This is a genomic window from Stenotrophomonas sp. STEN029, assembly GCF_056760015.1.
This window is the reverse complement of sequence record NZ_JBRREC010000005.1, coordinates 58474-75185: the sequence shown is the minus strand read 5'-3', so window position 1 is coordinate 75185 and position 16712 is coordinate 58474. Positions and strand designations below refer to the sequence as shown.

Below are 16712 nucleotides of genomic sequence, written 5' to 3'. Positions count from 1 at the left end.
AAGGACCACCCCGCTGATGCACCGCTCCGACCGATCCCCCCGCCCACTCCGCTCCCTGCGCGCCAGCGCGGCCCTGCTTGTCACGGCGCTGGTCCTTGGCCAACCAGCCGCCGCCGTGGCCGCCGATCCCGGTGCAGCACCTGCCAACAGCGTACTGGTCGCGAGAATCACGGTGGAAGGGGTTGGCGAACATCCGGCCAATGGCATCAGCCGCAGCGCGGTGGAGACCATGGCCAACCAGGCCTTGCAGGAGATCAGCCCGACGCTGCCGGCGGCGCTCAGCTTCGCGCAGATCGAGCAGATCACCGCCCGCATCACCCAGACCTACCGCGATGCGGGCTTTCTGGTATCGGTGGCCTATATCCCGCCGCAGCAGATCGGTGACAGCCAGACCCTGACCTTGAAGGTCATGGAAGGCCGGGTTGGGCGGGTACTGGTGCAGGGCAGCCGCCGCTACCGCGACGACCAGCTCAGCGCCAGCAGCCTGGGGCTGATCGGCCGCCCCCTGCGCAGGCCCGAGTTGGAACGCGCCCTGTTGTATGCCCGTGACCTGCCCGGCGTATCGGTCAGCTCGGTGCTGCAACCCGGCCTCGAGCCCGGCGACACCGACATCGTGCTGGTCGCCGAGGACAGCGCCCATCCCTACGAGATCACTGCCGGGCTGAGCAACCACGGCACCGACAGCACCGGCAAATACCGCGCCGAACTGGGCGTCAGCGCCTTCAACGCACTGGGTGCGGGCGATGTGCTTGCTGCCAGCCTGGGCTACGGACTGGACCCGGCCGACAGCTGGCAGGCCGCGCTGTCGCTGAGCATCCCCTCGTCCAGCATCGATGGCCTCAGCGCCACCGCCGGCGCCAGCCGCAGCGAAATGGAGATCAACAACGGGCCGCTCGCGGCCATGCAGCTGACCGGCCCCACCACCTTGTTCTATGCAGGCAGTGACTGGAAGTTCATCCAGCGCAGCAACCTGCAGGTACAGGCTTCGGCACGTTGGGTGCACGAACAGTCAACGCTGGACGCCTTGGGCATGCAGTTGTCGCGGCATACCTTTGATGTGATCGACGCTGGACTGAGCCTGCGCCATACCGACCAGCGCTGGCGCGGCATCAACCTGGCACAGGTGTCGGTCCGCAAGTCGATCAACGATGAATCACCGGCATTGAACTGGCTGTATCCCTCGCACACCGCCTATTTCTGGATCGTGCGCGCCAACCTGGTCCGCCTGCAGGCGCTGCCGGGCAACCAGCGGATGCTGCTGCGCGGCAGCGCCCAGTTCACCGACGATGCGCTTACCCCGCTGGAACAGTTCAGCATCGGCGGCCCCACCAGCGTGCGCGCCTACCCACTGTCCAGCGCGCTGGATGATCGCGGCGTGCAGGCCACTTTCGAGTACCAGCTCAGTGCCCCGGGCTTCGCCGATGCGCCTTCGCCGTTCGATGGACGACGGTGGGGCGACCTGTTCGAGGTGAACCTGTTCTATGACTGGGGACGCAGTTCACCGGCCGCTGCCAACCGACGCCGGGGTGCGCTGCCAGCCACCTTGGAAGGCGCTGGCCTTGGCATGCGCCTGCGCCTGCCTTGGAAGCCCGAGTTGCGGCTTGACGTGAGTGCGGCCAAACCCACCGGCAGCTACATCGGCAGCGATCAACGCAGCACCCAGTACTGGGCGCGCATCAGCAGCACGTTCTAAGGACATCGACATGAACCGCATCTACCGCCTTGTCTTCAATGCCGCACTCGGCCAGGTCCAGGTCGCTGCTGAATTCGCCAACACGCCGCAGCGCGCCGTGACGCGCAGCGCACGTGCCGGCCGACTGCGGCCCTCGCTGCTGGCTGCAGCGGTGTTCGTTGCCATGATCCCGGCCACGCAGGCAGCCGACCTGCCGACCGGCTTCGCACCGGTGCAGGGCAGCGCCACCATGAGCCAGAACGGGAACACGATGACCATCAGCCAGAACGGCAAGGTCTCGTTGATCAACTGGTCCAGCTTCGACATCGCCTCGGGCAGCTCGGTCACCTTCGAGATGCCGGGTACCGCAGCCGGGTCCATCAACATCATCTCCGGCGCTGCCTCGCAGATCAGTGGTTCGTTGTCCTCGCTGGGCAACGTCATCCTGGTCAACACCAACGGCATGGTGTTCAGCGGCACCAGTTCGGTGAACGTCGGTGGCCTGCTGGCTACGTCGCTGTCGCCCAACACCGCCGCCCTGGATCTGAGTGGATCGGGCGACCTGCCCATGAGCTGGACCTTCACCGGGTCCGGGCAGCCCGCCCCCATCGTCAACCGTGGCACCCTCATCGCCGCTACCGGTGGTGTCAGCCTGATCGGCGGCGCCATCCAGAACACCGGCGTCATCAACGCCGCAGGCAACGCCAGTCTGATCGTCGGCAGCAAGGTCAACTCCTTGCTCGTGCAGTCCTCCGCTCCCAGCCTGACCCAGCCGGGTACCTGGAGCCACACCATCACCAGCTCCGCCGGCACCGCCAGCGCCAGCGCCGCGGCCATCAGCCATACCGGGACCATCTCGGGCGCATCGGTGGACATGCAGGCGAGGATGCAGGCAGAGGTCGTCAGCTACGGCATCAACAGCTCCGGTGTCGTGCAGGCACAGGGCATCGACGGTGGCAGCCTGGTGTTCAGCACGAACGAGGCGGCCTACGTCGATTTCGGTACGTCCACCACCGCCAGGTCGATCTCGATGACCAGCACCGCGGGCACGCTGACCACGCGGGGAACCGCCAATGCCGATGCCATCGTGATGTCCACCTCCGGTGCACTGCAGTTGGGCGGGACGCTCAACAGCGGCTACATCTCCCTGGCAGGGGGAAGCATCACCCAGCAGGTCGGGGCGACCGTCGGTGCCCTGAAGGGAGCGGTCCACCTGGACGTTACCGGCAACGCCATGCTCAACAGCAACAGCAACGCCATTACCTGGTTGGACGGCACCGTGGGCCAGAACCTGCAGCTCACCTCCACCACCTCAGTGAGGCAGGCTGGCGCGTTGCAGGTGGGCGGAACCAGCACGCTTGTCGGCCTGGCGGGCAGCAACGGCAGCCTGGCCGGGTTCACCTTCAGCAACGGTGAGAACCGCTTCGGCGACACCATCAGTAGCAGTGGCGGGGCGGTGGTACTCGGCAGCAGCGAAGCACTTCGACTGGGCGCGTTCAATGTAGGCAGCCTGGCGGCCACCGGCAGCGCGGTTACACTGGCCGGCAACGTGGCCAGCAGCGGAGGCCAGGCCTACACCGGCCCGACGACGCTGGGCAGCAACGTTGTGCTGTCCAGTGCGTCGGGCGGGGCGGTGTCCTTCAGCGGTACCGTGGACGGCGCGCATGCGCTGACGGTCAACACCGCGGGCACCAGGACCTTCGGCGGCGCAGTGGGCGGTGCAACGGCGCTGTCCTCGCTGCAGACCCTGGGCACTGGCACCACCGTGCTCAACGGCAACGTCACTACCAGCGGTGCCATCGGCCTGTCGGGCAACGTCAGGCTGGGCGCCGACGTGGCGATCACCAGCAGCGGTAACCAGACCATCAGCCTGGCAGGTACCGTCGACAGTGATGGCACGGCACGGGCGCTCACGCTTGATACCGATGGGTTCGCCATCCTGGGCGGCCGCGTGGGCGGCAGCAGCGTGCTGGCCAGCCTCACCCGCACCGGCACGGGTGCCACCCAGCTGGGCGGCAGCATTTCCACCGTGGGCAACATCGACCTGCAGGGCGCGCTCAACGCGACCGGCGCGGCGACGCTGGCCAGCAGCAGCGGTGACATCCACGTGGGGGGGCCCATCCAATCGACGGATGCACTGGGCCTGCGGGGTGGCGACATCGTCGTGGATGGCGCCATCGCCGCCAGCAGCGTGGCGATCAACGGCGGCACGTTCGACGGTGCCGGCATCAACAGCAGCGGTGCGCTGACTGTCACGCTGAGTGAGGGGGGGCTGGTGCAGGGCGGTCGCTACACCGCAGGTGGCGCGGCCACGTTCGATGTTGCCGGCGACATCACCCTGGACAACCCGCAGAATCAGTTCGGCGGCAGCGTGGCCCTGAAGGGCGGCACGGTGAGGCTGTCCAGCCAGGGCAACCTGAACCTGGGCGACGTGGATGCACAGGCGCTGGCGATCAGTAGCGGCGGCAGCATTTCCCAGAGCACGGCCACCGCCATCAATGTCGACACCACCAGCAGTTTCACCGCCACCAACGGCATCACGCTGGGCCGGGGCGGCAACGTGTTCGGCGGGGCGGTCACGCTGCAGGCCGGCGGCGCGGCCCAGGTCGTTGCCGATGGCACGCTGCGCTTCGGCAGCGTCGATGTCGGTTCGCTGTCTGCCAGCGGCACCACGCTTTACCTGCCGCAGAACCTCGTCACACAGGGCGCGCAGTCCTGGTCCGGCGCGCTGCTGCTCGAGGGGGATACCAGCCTCAGCAGCACGCTCGGTGGGCTGTCGTTCTACGGCACCCTGAATGGACCGCACGCGCTGAGCCTCGATGCTGCGGCCGGCACCGTGCACCTTGGGGCGATCAGCACCATCGGGTCCCTGTCGTCCATCACCGCAGCGGAAACCCAGCTGGCGGCCGACATCGCCACGGAGGGCAATCTCGACCTGGGCAGCAGCCGCGTGCTGGGCGATGTGGCGCTGACCAGCACCGCTGGCTCGGTCAGGATCAACGGGCCGCTCAACGGCACCACGGACAATGGCGATACCCTGGCCATCACCGCGGCCGACAACGTGGCCCTGCAGGGCGCTACGGGGGGCGTCATGCGTCTGCATGACCTGTCCCTGTCCGGTAATGCGATATCCACCGCCGCACTGAATATCGACAACAACCTGTCCATCGACAGCGTCACCAGCCTCACCCAGTCGGCGCGCTACTACGTGGGTGGAAACGCGGATTTCACCTCGCTGGGTAACATCACCCTGCAGAACACCGCCAACCAGTTCATGGGGGATGTGGCGCTGAGCGGCAATGCCGTCCAGATCAGCGGCCTCGGCGCGCTCACCCTATCCGGCGTAGACGCAACGACACTGCAGGCAAGCGCCGGAGCCCTGCTCACCCTGCGTGATGCCACCATGGCGCAGTCCACGGCCTTGACCGGCGAAGCGGTGAGGCTGGATAGCGTGGCACTGGGCCAGACCAGCACGGTTACCGCCACGGGCGGCAACATCAGCCAGACCGGTGCCGTCGGCGTCGACAGTGCCAGCACCTGGACCGCAACGGGCGACATTGTGCTGGGCGATGGCACCAACCAGTTCGGAGGCGCGGTCAGCGCCGCAGGCAGCAACATCACCCTCAGTGCCGACAGCGCACTGAATCTTGGCTCCGTCACGACGGCGGGCGTAGCCCAGCTCAGCGGTCGCGGCGTGCACCTGGGTTCCGTGCAGGTGAACAGCCTGCAGGTGCAGAGCAGCGCCGGCATCACCCAAGGCAATGCGCTGGCGTTGACGGGTACCGCCGGATTCAACGCCACGGGCGATGTGGTGCTGGACAACGTGAACAACACATTCGCTGCTGGCGTGCAGTTGTCGGGCCATGACATCCGCATCGACAGCGCCGGTGGGCTCACCCTGGCCGGAGTGAACGCCACAGGCGACCTGCGCGCCACGGCCCACGCAGGCAACCTGCTGCAGAGCGCTGTGGTAAACGTGCAGGGACGCAGCGACCTGGCGGCCAGTGGCAACGTGCAGCTGGACAGCGTGGGCAACACGTTCGATGGCGTGATTGCGGTCGAGGGCCAGTCCATCCTGCTCAGGGCGGACGGCGACCTGGACGTTGAAAGCGTGCACAACGGCAGCAACGGTGCCGTGCAGCTGGTGGCCACTGGCGATATCGACCTGGCGGGTACGGCGATCAACACCGGCACCAACCTGCTGAGTCTTCTGTCCAGTACTGGGCAGGTGCGCACGGCCACCGCGCTCACTGGCAGCCAGGTGTCGATCACCGGCGTGGAAGGCATCCGCATTGGCGGCGACATAACCGCCAACAGCCTGTCACTGATCTCCTCCCGCAACAATGTCGAACAGCAGGCCGGCCGCATCCAGTCGGGCACCACGCTGCTGGGCGCCGGGCAGGGCGACCTGCTTCTGGAGAACACCAGCAACCGGTTCACCGGCGTGACCACCCTGTCCGGGCGGGACGTGCGCGTGGCGGCGGGCGACCTCACGCTGGGCATGGTGGCAGCCAGCCGCGACCTGCACCTGGTCAGCAGCGGCAGCATCCAGCAGCAGGCACAGATGTCCGTTGGCGGTGCGGCCGACCTGCGCGCCGCCGGTAACATCACCCTGCGGCACATCAACAACCGCTTCGAGGGCGATGTGGCCCTGCAGGCCGCACAGGCCAGCCTCTACGCCGAACAGGGACTGTCCCTGGCGCAGGTGGACGTGGACGGACTGCAGGCCACCACGCTGGGCCTGCTGTCGCTGCGCGATGCGCAGGTGACAGACCTGGCCGATCTGGATGGTGCCTCGCTGGCACTGGCACGTGCAGACGTGGGCAGGCTCGATGCCACTGCCTTCGCCGGTGGCATCACCCAGAGCGATACCGTCACCCTGGGTGATGGCAGTGAACTCAGGGCCACCGGCAACGTGATGCTCGGCCATGCGGGCAACCACCTTGGCAGCGGCCTGCAGGTGCGCGGCGCCGATGTGGTCCTGTCCACGCTGGGCCTGCTCCACCAGGCCGATGTGCAGGCCAGCGGCCTGGCGCGGCTGTCTGGTGAGGGGGTACGGTTGGGCACCGTGTCGGCCGGCAGTCTGCAGGTGGACAGCCAGGGCGACATCGACCAGGTCGTGGCGCTGCAGGTGTCCGGCGACAGCAGGTTCAACGCCAGCGGCGACATCCGCCTGGGACATGCCGGGAACCAGTTCGCAGGCGGCATGCAGCTTGCCGGCCACGATGTGCGCGTTGAAAGCGCCGGGCACCTGCGCCTGGATGGCGTCACCGCAGACGGCGATTTGTTCGCCGTGGCCCACGGCGGCGGCATCGGCCAGACCGCCAGCGTGGAAGTGGGCGGGCGCAGCGACCTGACCGCACGCGATGACATCGTCCTGCAGCAGGCCGGCAACACCTTCGGTAGCGCCGTGGCGTTGGAGGCCTCGGCCATCCGCCTGGCTGCAGACAGCAACCTCGAGCTTGACGGGCTGCGCACCCGCAACGGGGGCACCGCGCAGCTCGAGGCCGACGGCAATCTGACCCTGTCCGGCGACGCCATCGATCTGGCAGGTGGCTCGCTGCTGGCCACTGCCATCGGCGGCGAGCTGCGCACCCGCACCGCCCTCGCCGGCGCTGCCGTGGTGCTGCAGGGCCGCGACGGCGTGGCGGTAGGCGCCGATATCACCAGCGGGCAGGTGATATTGGCCAGCGATAGGGGCAATGTGGTGCAGGTAGGCGGGCGCATCCTCGCCAGTGGCGCCAGCGCACTGGTAAGCAACAGCGGCAATATCGCGATCGAAAATGCCGACAACCGCTTCAACGACACCCTGCTGCTGATCGGCGAGGATATCCGCGTGGCCGCCGGCGACCTGCAGCTGGCCGGCGTGCAGGCCAGCGGTGATCTGTCGCTGACCAGCAGCGGCAACATCATGCAGACCGCGCAGATGATGGTGGATGGCACGTCGCGCTTCGCGGCCGACGGCGACATCATCTTGCAACATGCAGATAACCACTTGGATGGCCACGTGCAGATCGACGGCCGCGATGTACAGATCTACGCCGATGCCGGGTTGAATCTGCAGGCCGTCAACGCCCGAAACCTGGATGCACACGCGGGCACTTCGCTTGTCCTCGACAACGCCATCGTGAGTGGCGACGCCACTGTGCAGGGCCAGGAACTACTGCTTGGGGATAGCCGCATCGGCGGCAACCTGATCGCAACCTCACTGAGCACCATCCAACAAACCGCAGCACTGCGGATTACCGGCACCAGCCAGTTCCAGGCCAACGGCGGCATCCAACTTGCTCAGGCAGGCAACCGCTTTGGTGGGCGGGTGGATATCAATGCCGCCTCGGCACAACTCGCCAGCGCCGACAACATGCAGCTGGGCAATATCACCACGACCGGCAATCTGCAGGTGGGTGCGGATGCAGGGCTGCGCCTGGACGGGCAGATACGCGCGGCAAACGTGGACCTGGCCACCGCGGGCGTTTTCGACAATCGTGTTGGCAGCAACGCCATCACCTTGAGCGGACCGGGGCGCTGGCAGGTCTACCTGGCATCCCCCTTCCAGAATCATGTATTCGGCGGCCTCGACAGCGGCAATACCGCGCTGTGGAACAGCGCTGCCTTTACACGTGCGGCGGGCTCCGACAACAGGTACCTGTTCGCCTGGCAGCCGACACTGACGGTCACGGCAAACACGCTGCGCAAGGTCTATGGCGACAGCATCGATCCAGGCAATGCCTTTTCCATCACGGGCGCCATGGCAGGTGTCACCGGCGCCTACCTGGCCGACAACGTCGCCGACCTGACAACCGGCAACCCACTGCTGACCTCTGCGGGCGCGTCAGCCAATGCGGGGGTAGCGGCGACACCGTATGCCGTTGATGTCTCTGCGGGAACACTTGACACAGGGGCGAGCGGATATGCCCTTTCCTTCGTGCAAGGCGAGCTATGGGTTGATCCCAAGGCATTGACCATCACTGCCAACAACGGTGGCAAGACCTATGGGCAGAGCGGTGGCTTCGCCGGCTTCACCAGCAATGGCCTGGTCAACGGTGACAGCGTGTCCTCAGTCGACCTGCACAGCAATGGCTCCGCTGCCACCGCCAATGTCGGCGACTACACCATCACCGCCAGCAATGCCGACGGCACCGGCCTGTCCAACTACGACATCACCTATGTCGACGGCACCTTGTCCATCGGCAAGGCCGGCTTGACCATCACTGCCAACAACGGTAGCAAGACCTACGGGCAGGCCGGCGGCTTGGCCGGCTTCAGCAGCAATGGGCTGGTCAACGGTGACACTGTGTCCTCGGTCGACCTGGGCAGCAATGGCTCCGCTGCAACCGCCAATGTCGGTGACTACACCATCACCGCCAGCAATGCCGACGGCACCGGACTGTCCAACTACGACATCACCTATGTCGATGGCACCCTGAAGATCGGCAAGGCCGGGCTGACCATCACCGCCAACAACGGCGGCAAGACCTACGGGCAGGCCGGCGGCTTGGCCGGCTTCAGCAGCAATGGGCTGGTCAACGGTGACGTCGTGTCCTCGGTCGACCTGGGCAGCAATGGCTCCGCTGCCACCGCCAATGTCGGCGACTACACCATCACCGCCAGCAATGCCGACGGTACCGGACTGTCCAACTACGACATCACCTATGTCGATGGCACCCTGAAGATCGGCAAGGCCGGGCTGACCATCACCGCCAACAACGGCGGAAAGACCTACGGGCAGAGCGGCGGCCTCAATGGCTTCAACAGCACCGGGCTGGTCAACGGTGACAGCGTGTCCTCGGTCGACCTGGGCAGCAACGGCTCCGCCGCCACCGCCAATGTCGGTGACTACACCATCACCGCCAGCAATGCCGACGGTACCGGCCTGTCCAACTACGACATCACCTATGTCGATGGCACCCTGAAGATCGGCAAGGCCGGGCTGACCATCACCGCCAACAACGGCGGCAAGACCTATGGGCAGACCGGTGGCTTCGCAGGCTTCACCAGCAATGGTCTGCTCAACGGTGACGTCGTTTCCTCGGTCGACCTGGACAGCAATGGCTCCGCCGCTACCGCCGATGTCGGTGACTACACCATCACCGCCAGCAATGCCGACGGTACCGGCCTGTCCAACTACAACGTCACCTATGTCGACGGCAATCTGGGTGTGGGCAAGGCAGAACTCACCATCACCGCAACCGACATGTGGAAGTGGATAGGACAAAGCCTGCCCCTGCATCGCTACGCCGTGAACGGGTTGAAGAACGGCGATACCATCGACAGCGTGCGTTTGCTCAGCGCCGGCAGCGATGCTTCGGCTCGGCCCGGCAGGTACGAGATCTTCGCCAGCGATGCCGTTGGTGCCCGCCTGGGCAACTACGTTATCCACTACCAGGGCGGCCAACTCGAGGTGGCCGGCGCATCCCCCCAGGCAGCGGCGCTGGCAGCACAGGTGATCGCCGCCGGCCTACCGCGGGCCCCTACCCCGCTGCCAGCGGCAGCCCCCAGCCCGTTGATCTCGGTCAGCGATGGCGGGATAAGTCAACCGGCAGCCTGCACCGGTGCGCAGCGGGGCAGCTGCCTTGGCATGCAGCCCAAGTGATGAATCCCGCGCAATGAAAAAGGGCGCATCCAATGGATGCGCCCTTTCCTGCCAGCCAGCCGGCGATCAGTGATTGAACACGATGTCGGCAATGATGCCGGTGGCGATGGCCACCATCAGCATGTTGCCGCGGTCGTCGCGGATCCAGCGGTGACCGTAGGGCGGGCGGCGCACGTGGTAACGGTTGTAGTCGTTGACCACATAAACCGGACCGCCGTAGTAGTTGCTGTAGCGGTGGCCGCGCTCGAAACCATACGGGCGGTACACCACGCGCGGCGGCGGTGCGTAGTAGCGGCGGTCGTTGTAGCGGGCGTCGCGGTAACCCTCACGGTAGCCATTGGCGTAGTGGCGACGGTCGTCCCGGCGCTCGTGGCGGTCATGGCCGCGGCCGCGATCATGACCCCTGCCGCGGTCATCCCAACCGTGGCGGCCACGGTCGTGGTCGTCACGGTCACCCGCCGCAAAGGCCGGGGCGGTGGCACCTAACGCCAATACGGTGGTCATCGCGGCGACAACAAAGCGGTTCATCTTCATGGGTGGCCCTCACTGGGTTGGTGGACGGTTTCCATAATGCTCACTTGATCTGAACGGTTTCGGCTGGAAACGGTTACGGCCTTTCCCATTCATAAATCAGCAAGCGCCCCACCCGTTGCCGCCGGCCATGCCGGGGTTCCGGTTATAATCGGGAATTCCCTTTTGCCTTTGGCTCTGTCCTCACTGGACCGGGCGCAGGCGTGCGCTACGGAGACGTCATGTCCTCGCAATACATCTACACCATGAACCGCGTCAGCAAGGTGGTCCCGCCCAAGCGGCAGATCATCAAGGACATCTCGCTGTCGTTCTTCCCCGGTGCCAAGATCGGCCTGCTGGGCCTGAACGGCGCCGGCAAGTCCACCGTGCTGAAGATCATGGCCGGCGTGGACACCGATTTCGAGGGCGAGGCCCGCCCGCAGGCTGGCATCAAGGTCGGCTACCTGGAGCAGGAACCGCGCCTGGACCCGGCCCAGACCGTGCGTGAAGCGGTCGAGGAAGGCGTGGGCGAAGTGCTGCAGGCCCAGGCCGCGCTGGACAAGATCTACGACGCCTATGCCGAGGAAGGCGCCGACTTCGATGCACTGGCAAAGGAACAGGAACGGCTGGAAGCCATCCTGGCCGCTGGCGATGCCCACACGCTGGAAAACCAGCTGGACGTGGCCGCCGACGCGCTGCGCCTGCCGCCGTGGGACGCGGTTATCGGCAACCTGTCCGGCGGCGAAAAGCGCCGCGTGGCACTGTGCCGCCTGCTGCTGCAGAAGCCGGACATGCTGCTGCTCGACGAACCGACCAACCACCTCGACGCCGAGTCGGTGGAATGGCTGGAGCAGTTCCTGGCGCGCTACACCGGCACCGTGGTGGCCGTCACCCATGATCGCTACTTCCTGGACAACGCCGCCGAGTGGATCCTGGAACTGGACCGCGGTCGCGGCATTCCGTGGAAGGGCAACTACACCGAATGGTTGATGCAGAAGGACGAGCGCCTGAAGCAGGAAGACAACCAGGAAAAGGCTCGCCAGAAGGCGATCCAGAAGGAACTGGAGTGGTCGCGCCAGAACGCCAAGGGTGGTCGCACCAAGGGCAAGGCCCGTCTGGCCCGCCTGGAAGAGCTGCAGAGCGTTGACTACCAGAAGCGCAACGAGACCAATGAAATCTTCATCCCGCCGGGCGAGCGCCTGGGCAACTCGGTGATGGAGTTCAAGAACGTCTCCAAGAAGTTCGGCGAGCGCCTGCTGTTCGACAACCTGTCGATGATCATCCCGCCGGGTGCCATCGTCGGCATCATCGGCCCGAACGGTGCCGGTAAGTCGACCCTGTTCAAGATGATCACCGGCCAGGAAAAGCCCGATTCGGGCGAGATCGTGGTCGGCCCGACCGTCAAGCTGTCCTACGTCGACCAGAGCCGCGACGCGCTGACCGGCAACCACAACGTGTTCCAGGAAATCGCTGGTGGCCTGGACATCCTCAACATCAACGGTGTCGAGATCCAGTCGCGTGCCTACATCGGCCGCTTCAACTTCAAGGGCCAGGACCAGCAGAAGTTGGTTGGCTCGCTGTCCGGTGGTGAGCGTGGCCGCCTGCACATGGCCAAGACCCTGCTGCAGGGTGGCAACGTGCTGCTGCTCGACGAACCGTCCAACGACCTGGACATCGAAACCCTGCGTGCGCTGGAAGATGCGTTGCTGGAGTTCCCCGGCAACACCTTCGTCATTTCGCATGACCGCTGGTTCCTGGATCGCATCGCCACGCACATCATTGCCTTCGAAGGCGACTCGCACGTCGAGTTCTTCCAGGGCAACTACCGCGAGTACGAAGAGGACAAGAAGCGTCGCCTCGGCGACGATGCCGGTCCCAAGCGCCTGCGTTTCAAGGCACTGAAGTAATACCCGACAGACGGCCGCCCAGTGCGGCCGTCTGCTTTAGCGGCGCCCAAAGCAAGCGCGAGGCACCGCTTTAGCCCCTCTCCCGCGTGCGGGAGAGGGGTTGGGGTGAGGGCAAGCTCTGCGCATCGTTTGCTCTGGTCAGAAAAGCGCAAAGAGCTGAAGAGCGGGTGAAGCTCCCCCTCATCCGCCCCTTCGGGGCACCTTCTCCCGCACGCGGGAGAAGAAAAGGCAGGACTCCGTTTTCGTTTCCTGCGACGGATGGCAGCACGCCCCGCTCCCGCCTCCGGCCCCCTCTCCAACCCAGCGAGAGGGCACAGCCTGCAATCCACGGAATTCCCCATGTCCCTGCTAGACCGAATCTTCAAACTGCAACAGCACGGCACCAGCGTCCGTACCGAGGTACTGGCCGGTATCACCACCTTCCTGACGATGTCCTACATCGTCTTCGTCAACCCGGAGATCCTCGGCACCACCGGCATGGACCCGGGCGCGGTGTTCGTGGCGACCTGCCTGGCGGCCGCGATTGGCTCGGCGGTGATGGCACTGGCGGCCAACTATCCGGTCGGCATGGCACCGGGCATGGGCTTGAATGCGTTCTTCGCCTTCACCGTGGTGGGTGCTGCCGGGCTGCCCTGGCAGCAGGCGCTGGCAGCGGTCTTCATTTCCGGCATCGTGTTCTGGGTGCTGTCGCTGACCGGCATCCGCGCCTGGCTGGTGGCCGGTATTCCCGCCTCGCTGCGCTCGGCAATCGTCGCCGGTATTGGCCTGTTCCTGGCCATCATCGCGTTGCAGAAATCGAACGTGATCGTTGCCAATGAAGACACCATGCTCACGCTGGGGCCGCTCAATACCGCGCCGCCGCTGCTGGCCCTGGCCGGCTTCCTGTTGATCGCCATCCTCGAAGCGCGCAAGGTGCGCGGCGCCATCCTGATCGGCATCCTCGCCGTCACCGGCATTGGCTGGGCGATCGGCTCGGTGCAGTACCAGGGCATCGTCTCGCTGCCGCCGAGCCTGGCCCCGACCTTCCTGCAGCTGGACCTGCCTGGCCTGCTGCATCACGACGGCGGTGCGCCGCTGGCGGTGTTGCTGCAGGTGGTGCTGGTGTTCGTGCTGGTGGAAGTATTCGATGCCACCGGCACCTTGTACGGCGTGCTTGGCCGCGCCGGGCTGCTGAAGCTGGAAGACGGCAAGAAGCGTTTCAGCCGCGCCCTGCTGGCCGACAGCAGCGCGATTGTCGCCGGCTCGCTGCTGGGCACCAGCTCCACCACCGCCTTTGCCGAAAGCGCCTCCGGCGTGCAGGTGGGCGGCCGCACCGGCCTGACCGCATTGGTGGTTGCCGCGCTGTTCCTGGCGGCGCTGCTGTTCTCGCCACTGGCGGCGATGGTGCCGTCCTATGCCACCGCGCCAGCACTGCTGTTCGTCGCCGGCCTGATGCTGCGCGAGTTGGTGGAAGTGAAGTGGGATGACCTGACCGAGTCGGTTCCCGCCGCGCTGTGTGCGCTGGCGATGCCGTTCACCTACTCCATCGCCAATGGCCTGGCCTTCGGCTTCATCGCCTATGCAGCACTGAAGGCAGGTACCGGCCGCTGGCGAGAAGTGCATCCGGCGGTGTGGCTGGTGGCCGGGCTGTTCGTGCTGAGGTATGCACTGGAGTGACTGCAGGGGGCCGGCGCAGCGCCAGCAGTGGCAGAGGTCAGCCAAGCCCCATCACGGCAAGGGTCCCTGCGAACACGAGCATGCCACTGGCCACCGAGAACACCGCCAGTGCCAACACGCTGCGCCACACGGTCGACCAGATCGGCTGCTGCTTGAAGAACTGCACCAGCGAAACCACGGTGTAGATCATGCCCAACACGCCGGCCAGCGCCTGGGTATGCGAGACCCAGCGGTGCAGCAACACCAGTACAGTCCAGATGACGAAGGTCTGCACGGTCAGCAGCGTGGTGATCACCAGCCACTCCGGATAGTTCAGCTTGCTGTAGCGGTTGAAGACCACCCGGAACACCAGGGCTTCGATCGGCAGCAACATCAGCGTGAACGCCGCGAAGTGGGACTCGATCCACGCACCGACGGTGCGCGAGGCATCCATGAACCGCTGCATCTCAGCCGGCAATGTCTGGCCGGCAAGCAGTGCTTCGGAGGCACCGCCGTCGACGATGCTGGTGCCAATGAGCAGGCGGTTCAACAGCAGCACCGCCGCCGACATCATCGTGATCAGCAGCAGCGGTTTGACCTGGTTGCCACGCCTTCCCTCGATGTAATCACGCAACAGCGGACCCGGACGGCCCATCAGCTGCTTGAGCGAATACAGGATGCCCCGGTCCATGTGCAGCACGCTGTGCTCCAGCTCATGGCCGAGGAAATGCCAATCGATGCGGTGCACCGGCGTCGGCTGCCCGCAGTTGGGGCAGTACTTCTGCTCAGGACCGCCGGTTACTCGATCGCAGTTGATACAGCTGGTGTCGACGTGCATCCCCATGCACCGCCCCCGTTGATGGCAAGGCAGCATTCTAGAACGAGGCGGAGAATCTCCGCCATCGCCCCCGGAACCCTGATCCGACAACACACACGCGCAGTGGCCTCACCGTCCGCGAGGGCCCACCACTGAAAATGCGCACCGGCCGCTGCGGACGAACATCCACTGCAGCCGGTGCGAGGGCGATGCCGTCCTAGTTGTATTGAATGGTGAACGTCGCAGTGCCGTTGGCCCTACCGGGAGTCACCCTGCCCGCCCGGGTCTGGATGTAGCGGGCGCGCAACGGCAGGCTCATGGTGCTGGCACCGGCCACGCTGACGCCGAGATCGATGTTCTCGGCAAACCGTACTGCTTTCTCGGCAGTGCCATTGCGCTGTACCAGCTCGATACCGATGCCCGCAGCCGAGTTGGCAATCGCACTCAAGGGCAGCACCCCCGGCAGATTGGATGCCTCCTGCAACGCATCCAGCCGTATGCCAATCCTGCTCTGGTATTGCGCGACATTGCTACCCTGGCAGTCCAGGCGGATATCGAAATCGCGATTGATCGCACGCGTACCCACGCCGGTGAATGTGCTGGCAGGCACCGATCCAAACTCGACCACGATATTGCGACTTCCCGCTTGTACCGAGCATGTTGGGTTCACCACCGTGGTGCCCGAACCCCTGAACGTCGATATCAACACGGGCTTGCTGGCGCTGTCACCATTGAAGTAATAGGTCGTGAATCTACCGCTGGGTGCGATCAAACCGGAGCCGGTGATGGCAGCAGTCTTGATCAACTCCACACGGAACCGCCCTCCCGCCAGATTCACGCCACTGGTGGCGTTGAGCAGCAACGTATGCGGGTAGTACGTCTGGACCTGTCCAGAGTCCCGGTAGACCCGGATGCCTATGCCGGCCACATCCGTCGCATAGACGTCCTTGAAGCCTGGCACTGATATCTGCTGCTTTGCGTTGTTGTATATCCCTATGGCACTGCCTCCATTCGTACATTGGGCCACGCTATCGCGCTGATCGATACTGACCACCAGCTCCTTGATCAGCCCGCCCACCGGAACGCTCGGCAGTATCACCAGCTGCCCCATATCCATCTGCACATCCTGGGGCACGAAAGTTCGGGCGTTCAACGTACATGCGGCTTGCGCCACAGGCGCCAGCGACGCCAACACAACAGCAGACAACGCTGCCCGCAACAAGCAGGCATGCTCGTGGATCGACGACATATAGCCTCCATCGTTATGAAAGCCGGCAGTGCTACAGCTGCTGGACCGGCGATTGACAAGCGAGGCCGCAAAATCAACAGCCACAATCACCCGGCGTAGCGCGCAGGCGGTTGGTCGACTGATCATGTTTCGCACATACCTGCGTCGTGCCCGCTGTACATGCAGCGCGGCCGAACATGCTCAACAGGCTTTTCGTACGAGCGCAGGCTGCAGTTGACTGCGGTGCGATCCGACGCGTGGCGTCAGCTGTGGTTGAAGGTCAGGTTCAAATCAGGGAAGCAAGCAGTGTTGCAGCGGGAGGAACGCCGTCCCGCGACGCCACAATGCCT

At 65.3% G+C, this 16712-nt stretch carries 7 protein-coding genes; 4 read left to right on the top strand and 3 right to left on the bottom strand.

The window, feature by feature from the left end:
- Positions 1-16 precede the first annotated feature (16 nt).
- Together ACVOLI_RS02230 and ACVOLI_RS02225 are read left to right on the top strand one after the other, a co-directional pair.
- Positions 17-1693 (top strand): ShlB/FhaC/HecB family hemolysin secretion/activation protein, encoded by a 1677-nt coding sequence (locus tag ACVOLI_RS02230; RefSeq protein ID WP_481533361.1) that lies wholly within the window; start codon positions 17-19, stop codon positions 1691-1693.
- A 10-nt stretch (positions 1694-1703) separates the two neighbouring features.
- On the top strand, positions 1704-10265 hold the full coding sequence (locus ACVOLI_RS02225; protein ID WP_481533360.1) for an MBG domain-containing protein: 8562 nt from the start codon (positions 1704-1706) through the stop codon (positions 10263-10265).
- A gap of 66 nt (positions 10266-10331) precedes the next feature.
- On the opposite strand, the gene ACVOLI_RS02220 is transcribed toward ACVOLI_RS02225, so the two are convergent.
- A complete protein-coding gene (locus tag ACVOLI_RS02220) occupies positions 10332-10799 on the bottom strand; it encodes an RcnB family protein (protein ID WP_481533359.1) in 468 nt (155 codons plus the stop codon).
- 218 nt (positions 10800-11017) lie between these two features.
- Here ACVOLI_RS02220 and ettA point away from each other — a divergent pair, with 218 nt between their 5' ends.
- Both ettA and ACVOLI_RS02210 read left to right on the top strand, forming a co-directional pair.
- A complete protein-coding gene (ettA, locus tag ACVOLI_RS02215) occupies positions 11018-12682 on the top strand; it encodes an energy-dependent translational throttle protein EttA (protein ID WP_282266307.1) in 1665 nt (554 codons plus the stop codon).
- A gap of 339 nt (positions 12683-13021) precedes the next feature.
- Positions 13022-14338, top strand: a complete 1317-nt coding sequence (locus ACVOLI_RS02210; protein ID WP_282266305.1) for an NCS2 family permease — start codon at positions 13022-13024, stop codon at positions 14336-14338.
- A gap of 37 nt (positions 14339-14375) precedes the next feature.
- Here ACVOLI_RS02210 and ACVOLI_RS02205 read toward each other — a convergent pair whose 3' ends face one another.
- Positions 14376-15155: a DUF3667 domain-containing protein gene (locus ACVOLI_RS02205; RefSeq protein ID WP_481533358.1), complete on the bottom strand. Its 780-nt coding sequence runs from the start codon at positions 15153-15155 to the stop codon at positions 14376-14378.
- A gap of 196 nt (positions 15156-15351) precedes the next feature.
- Positions 15352-16383 (bottom strand): fimbrial protein, encoded by a 1032-nt coding sequence (locus tag ACVOLI_RS02200; RefSeq protein WP_481533357.1) that lies wholly within the window; start codon positions 16381-16383, stop codon positions 15352-15354.
- Between the last annotated feature and the right edge of the window lie 329 nt (positions 16384-16712).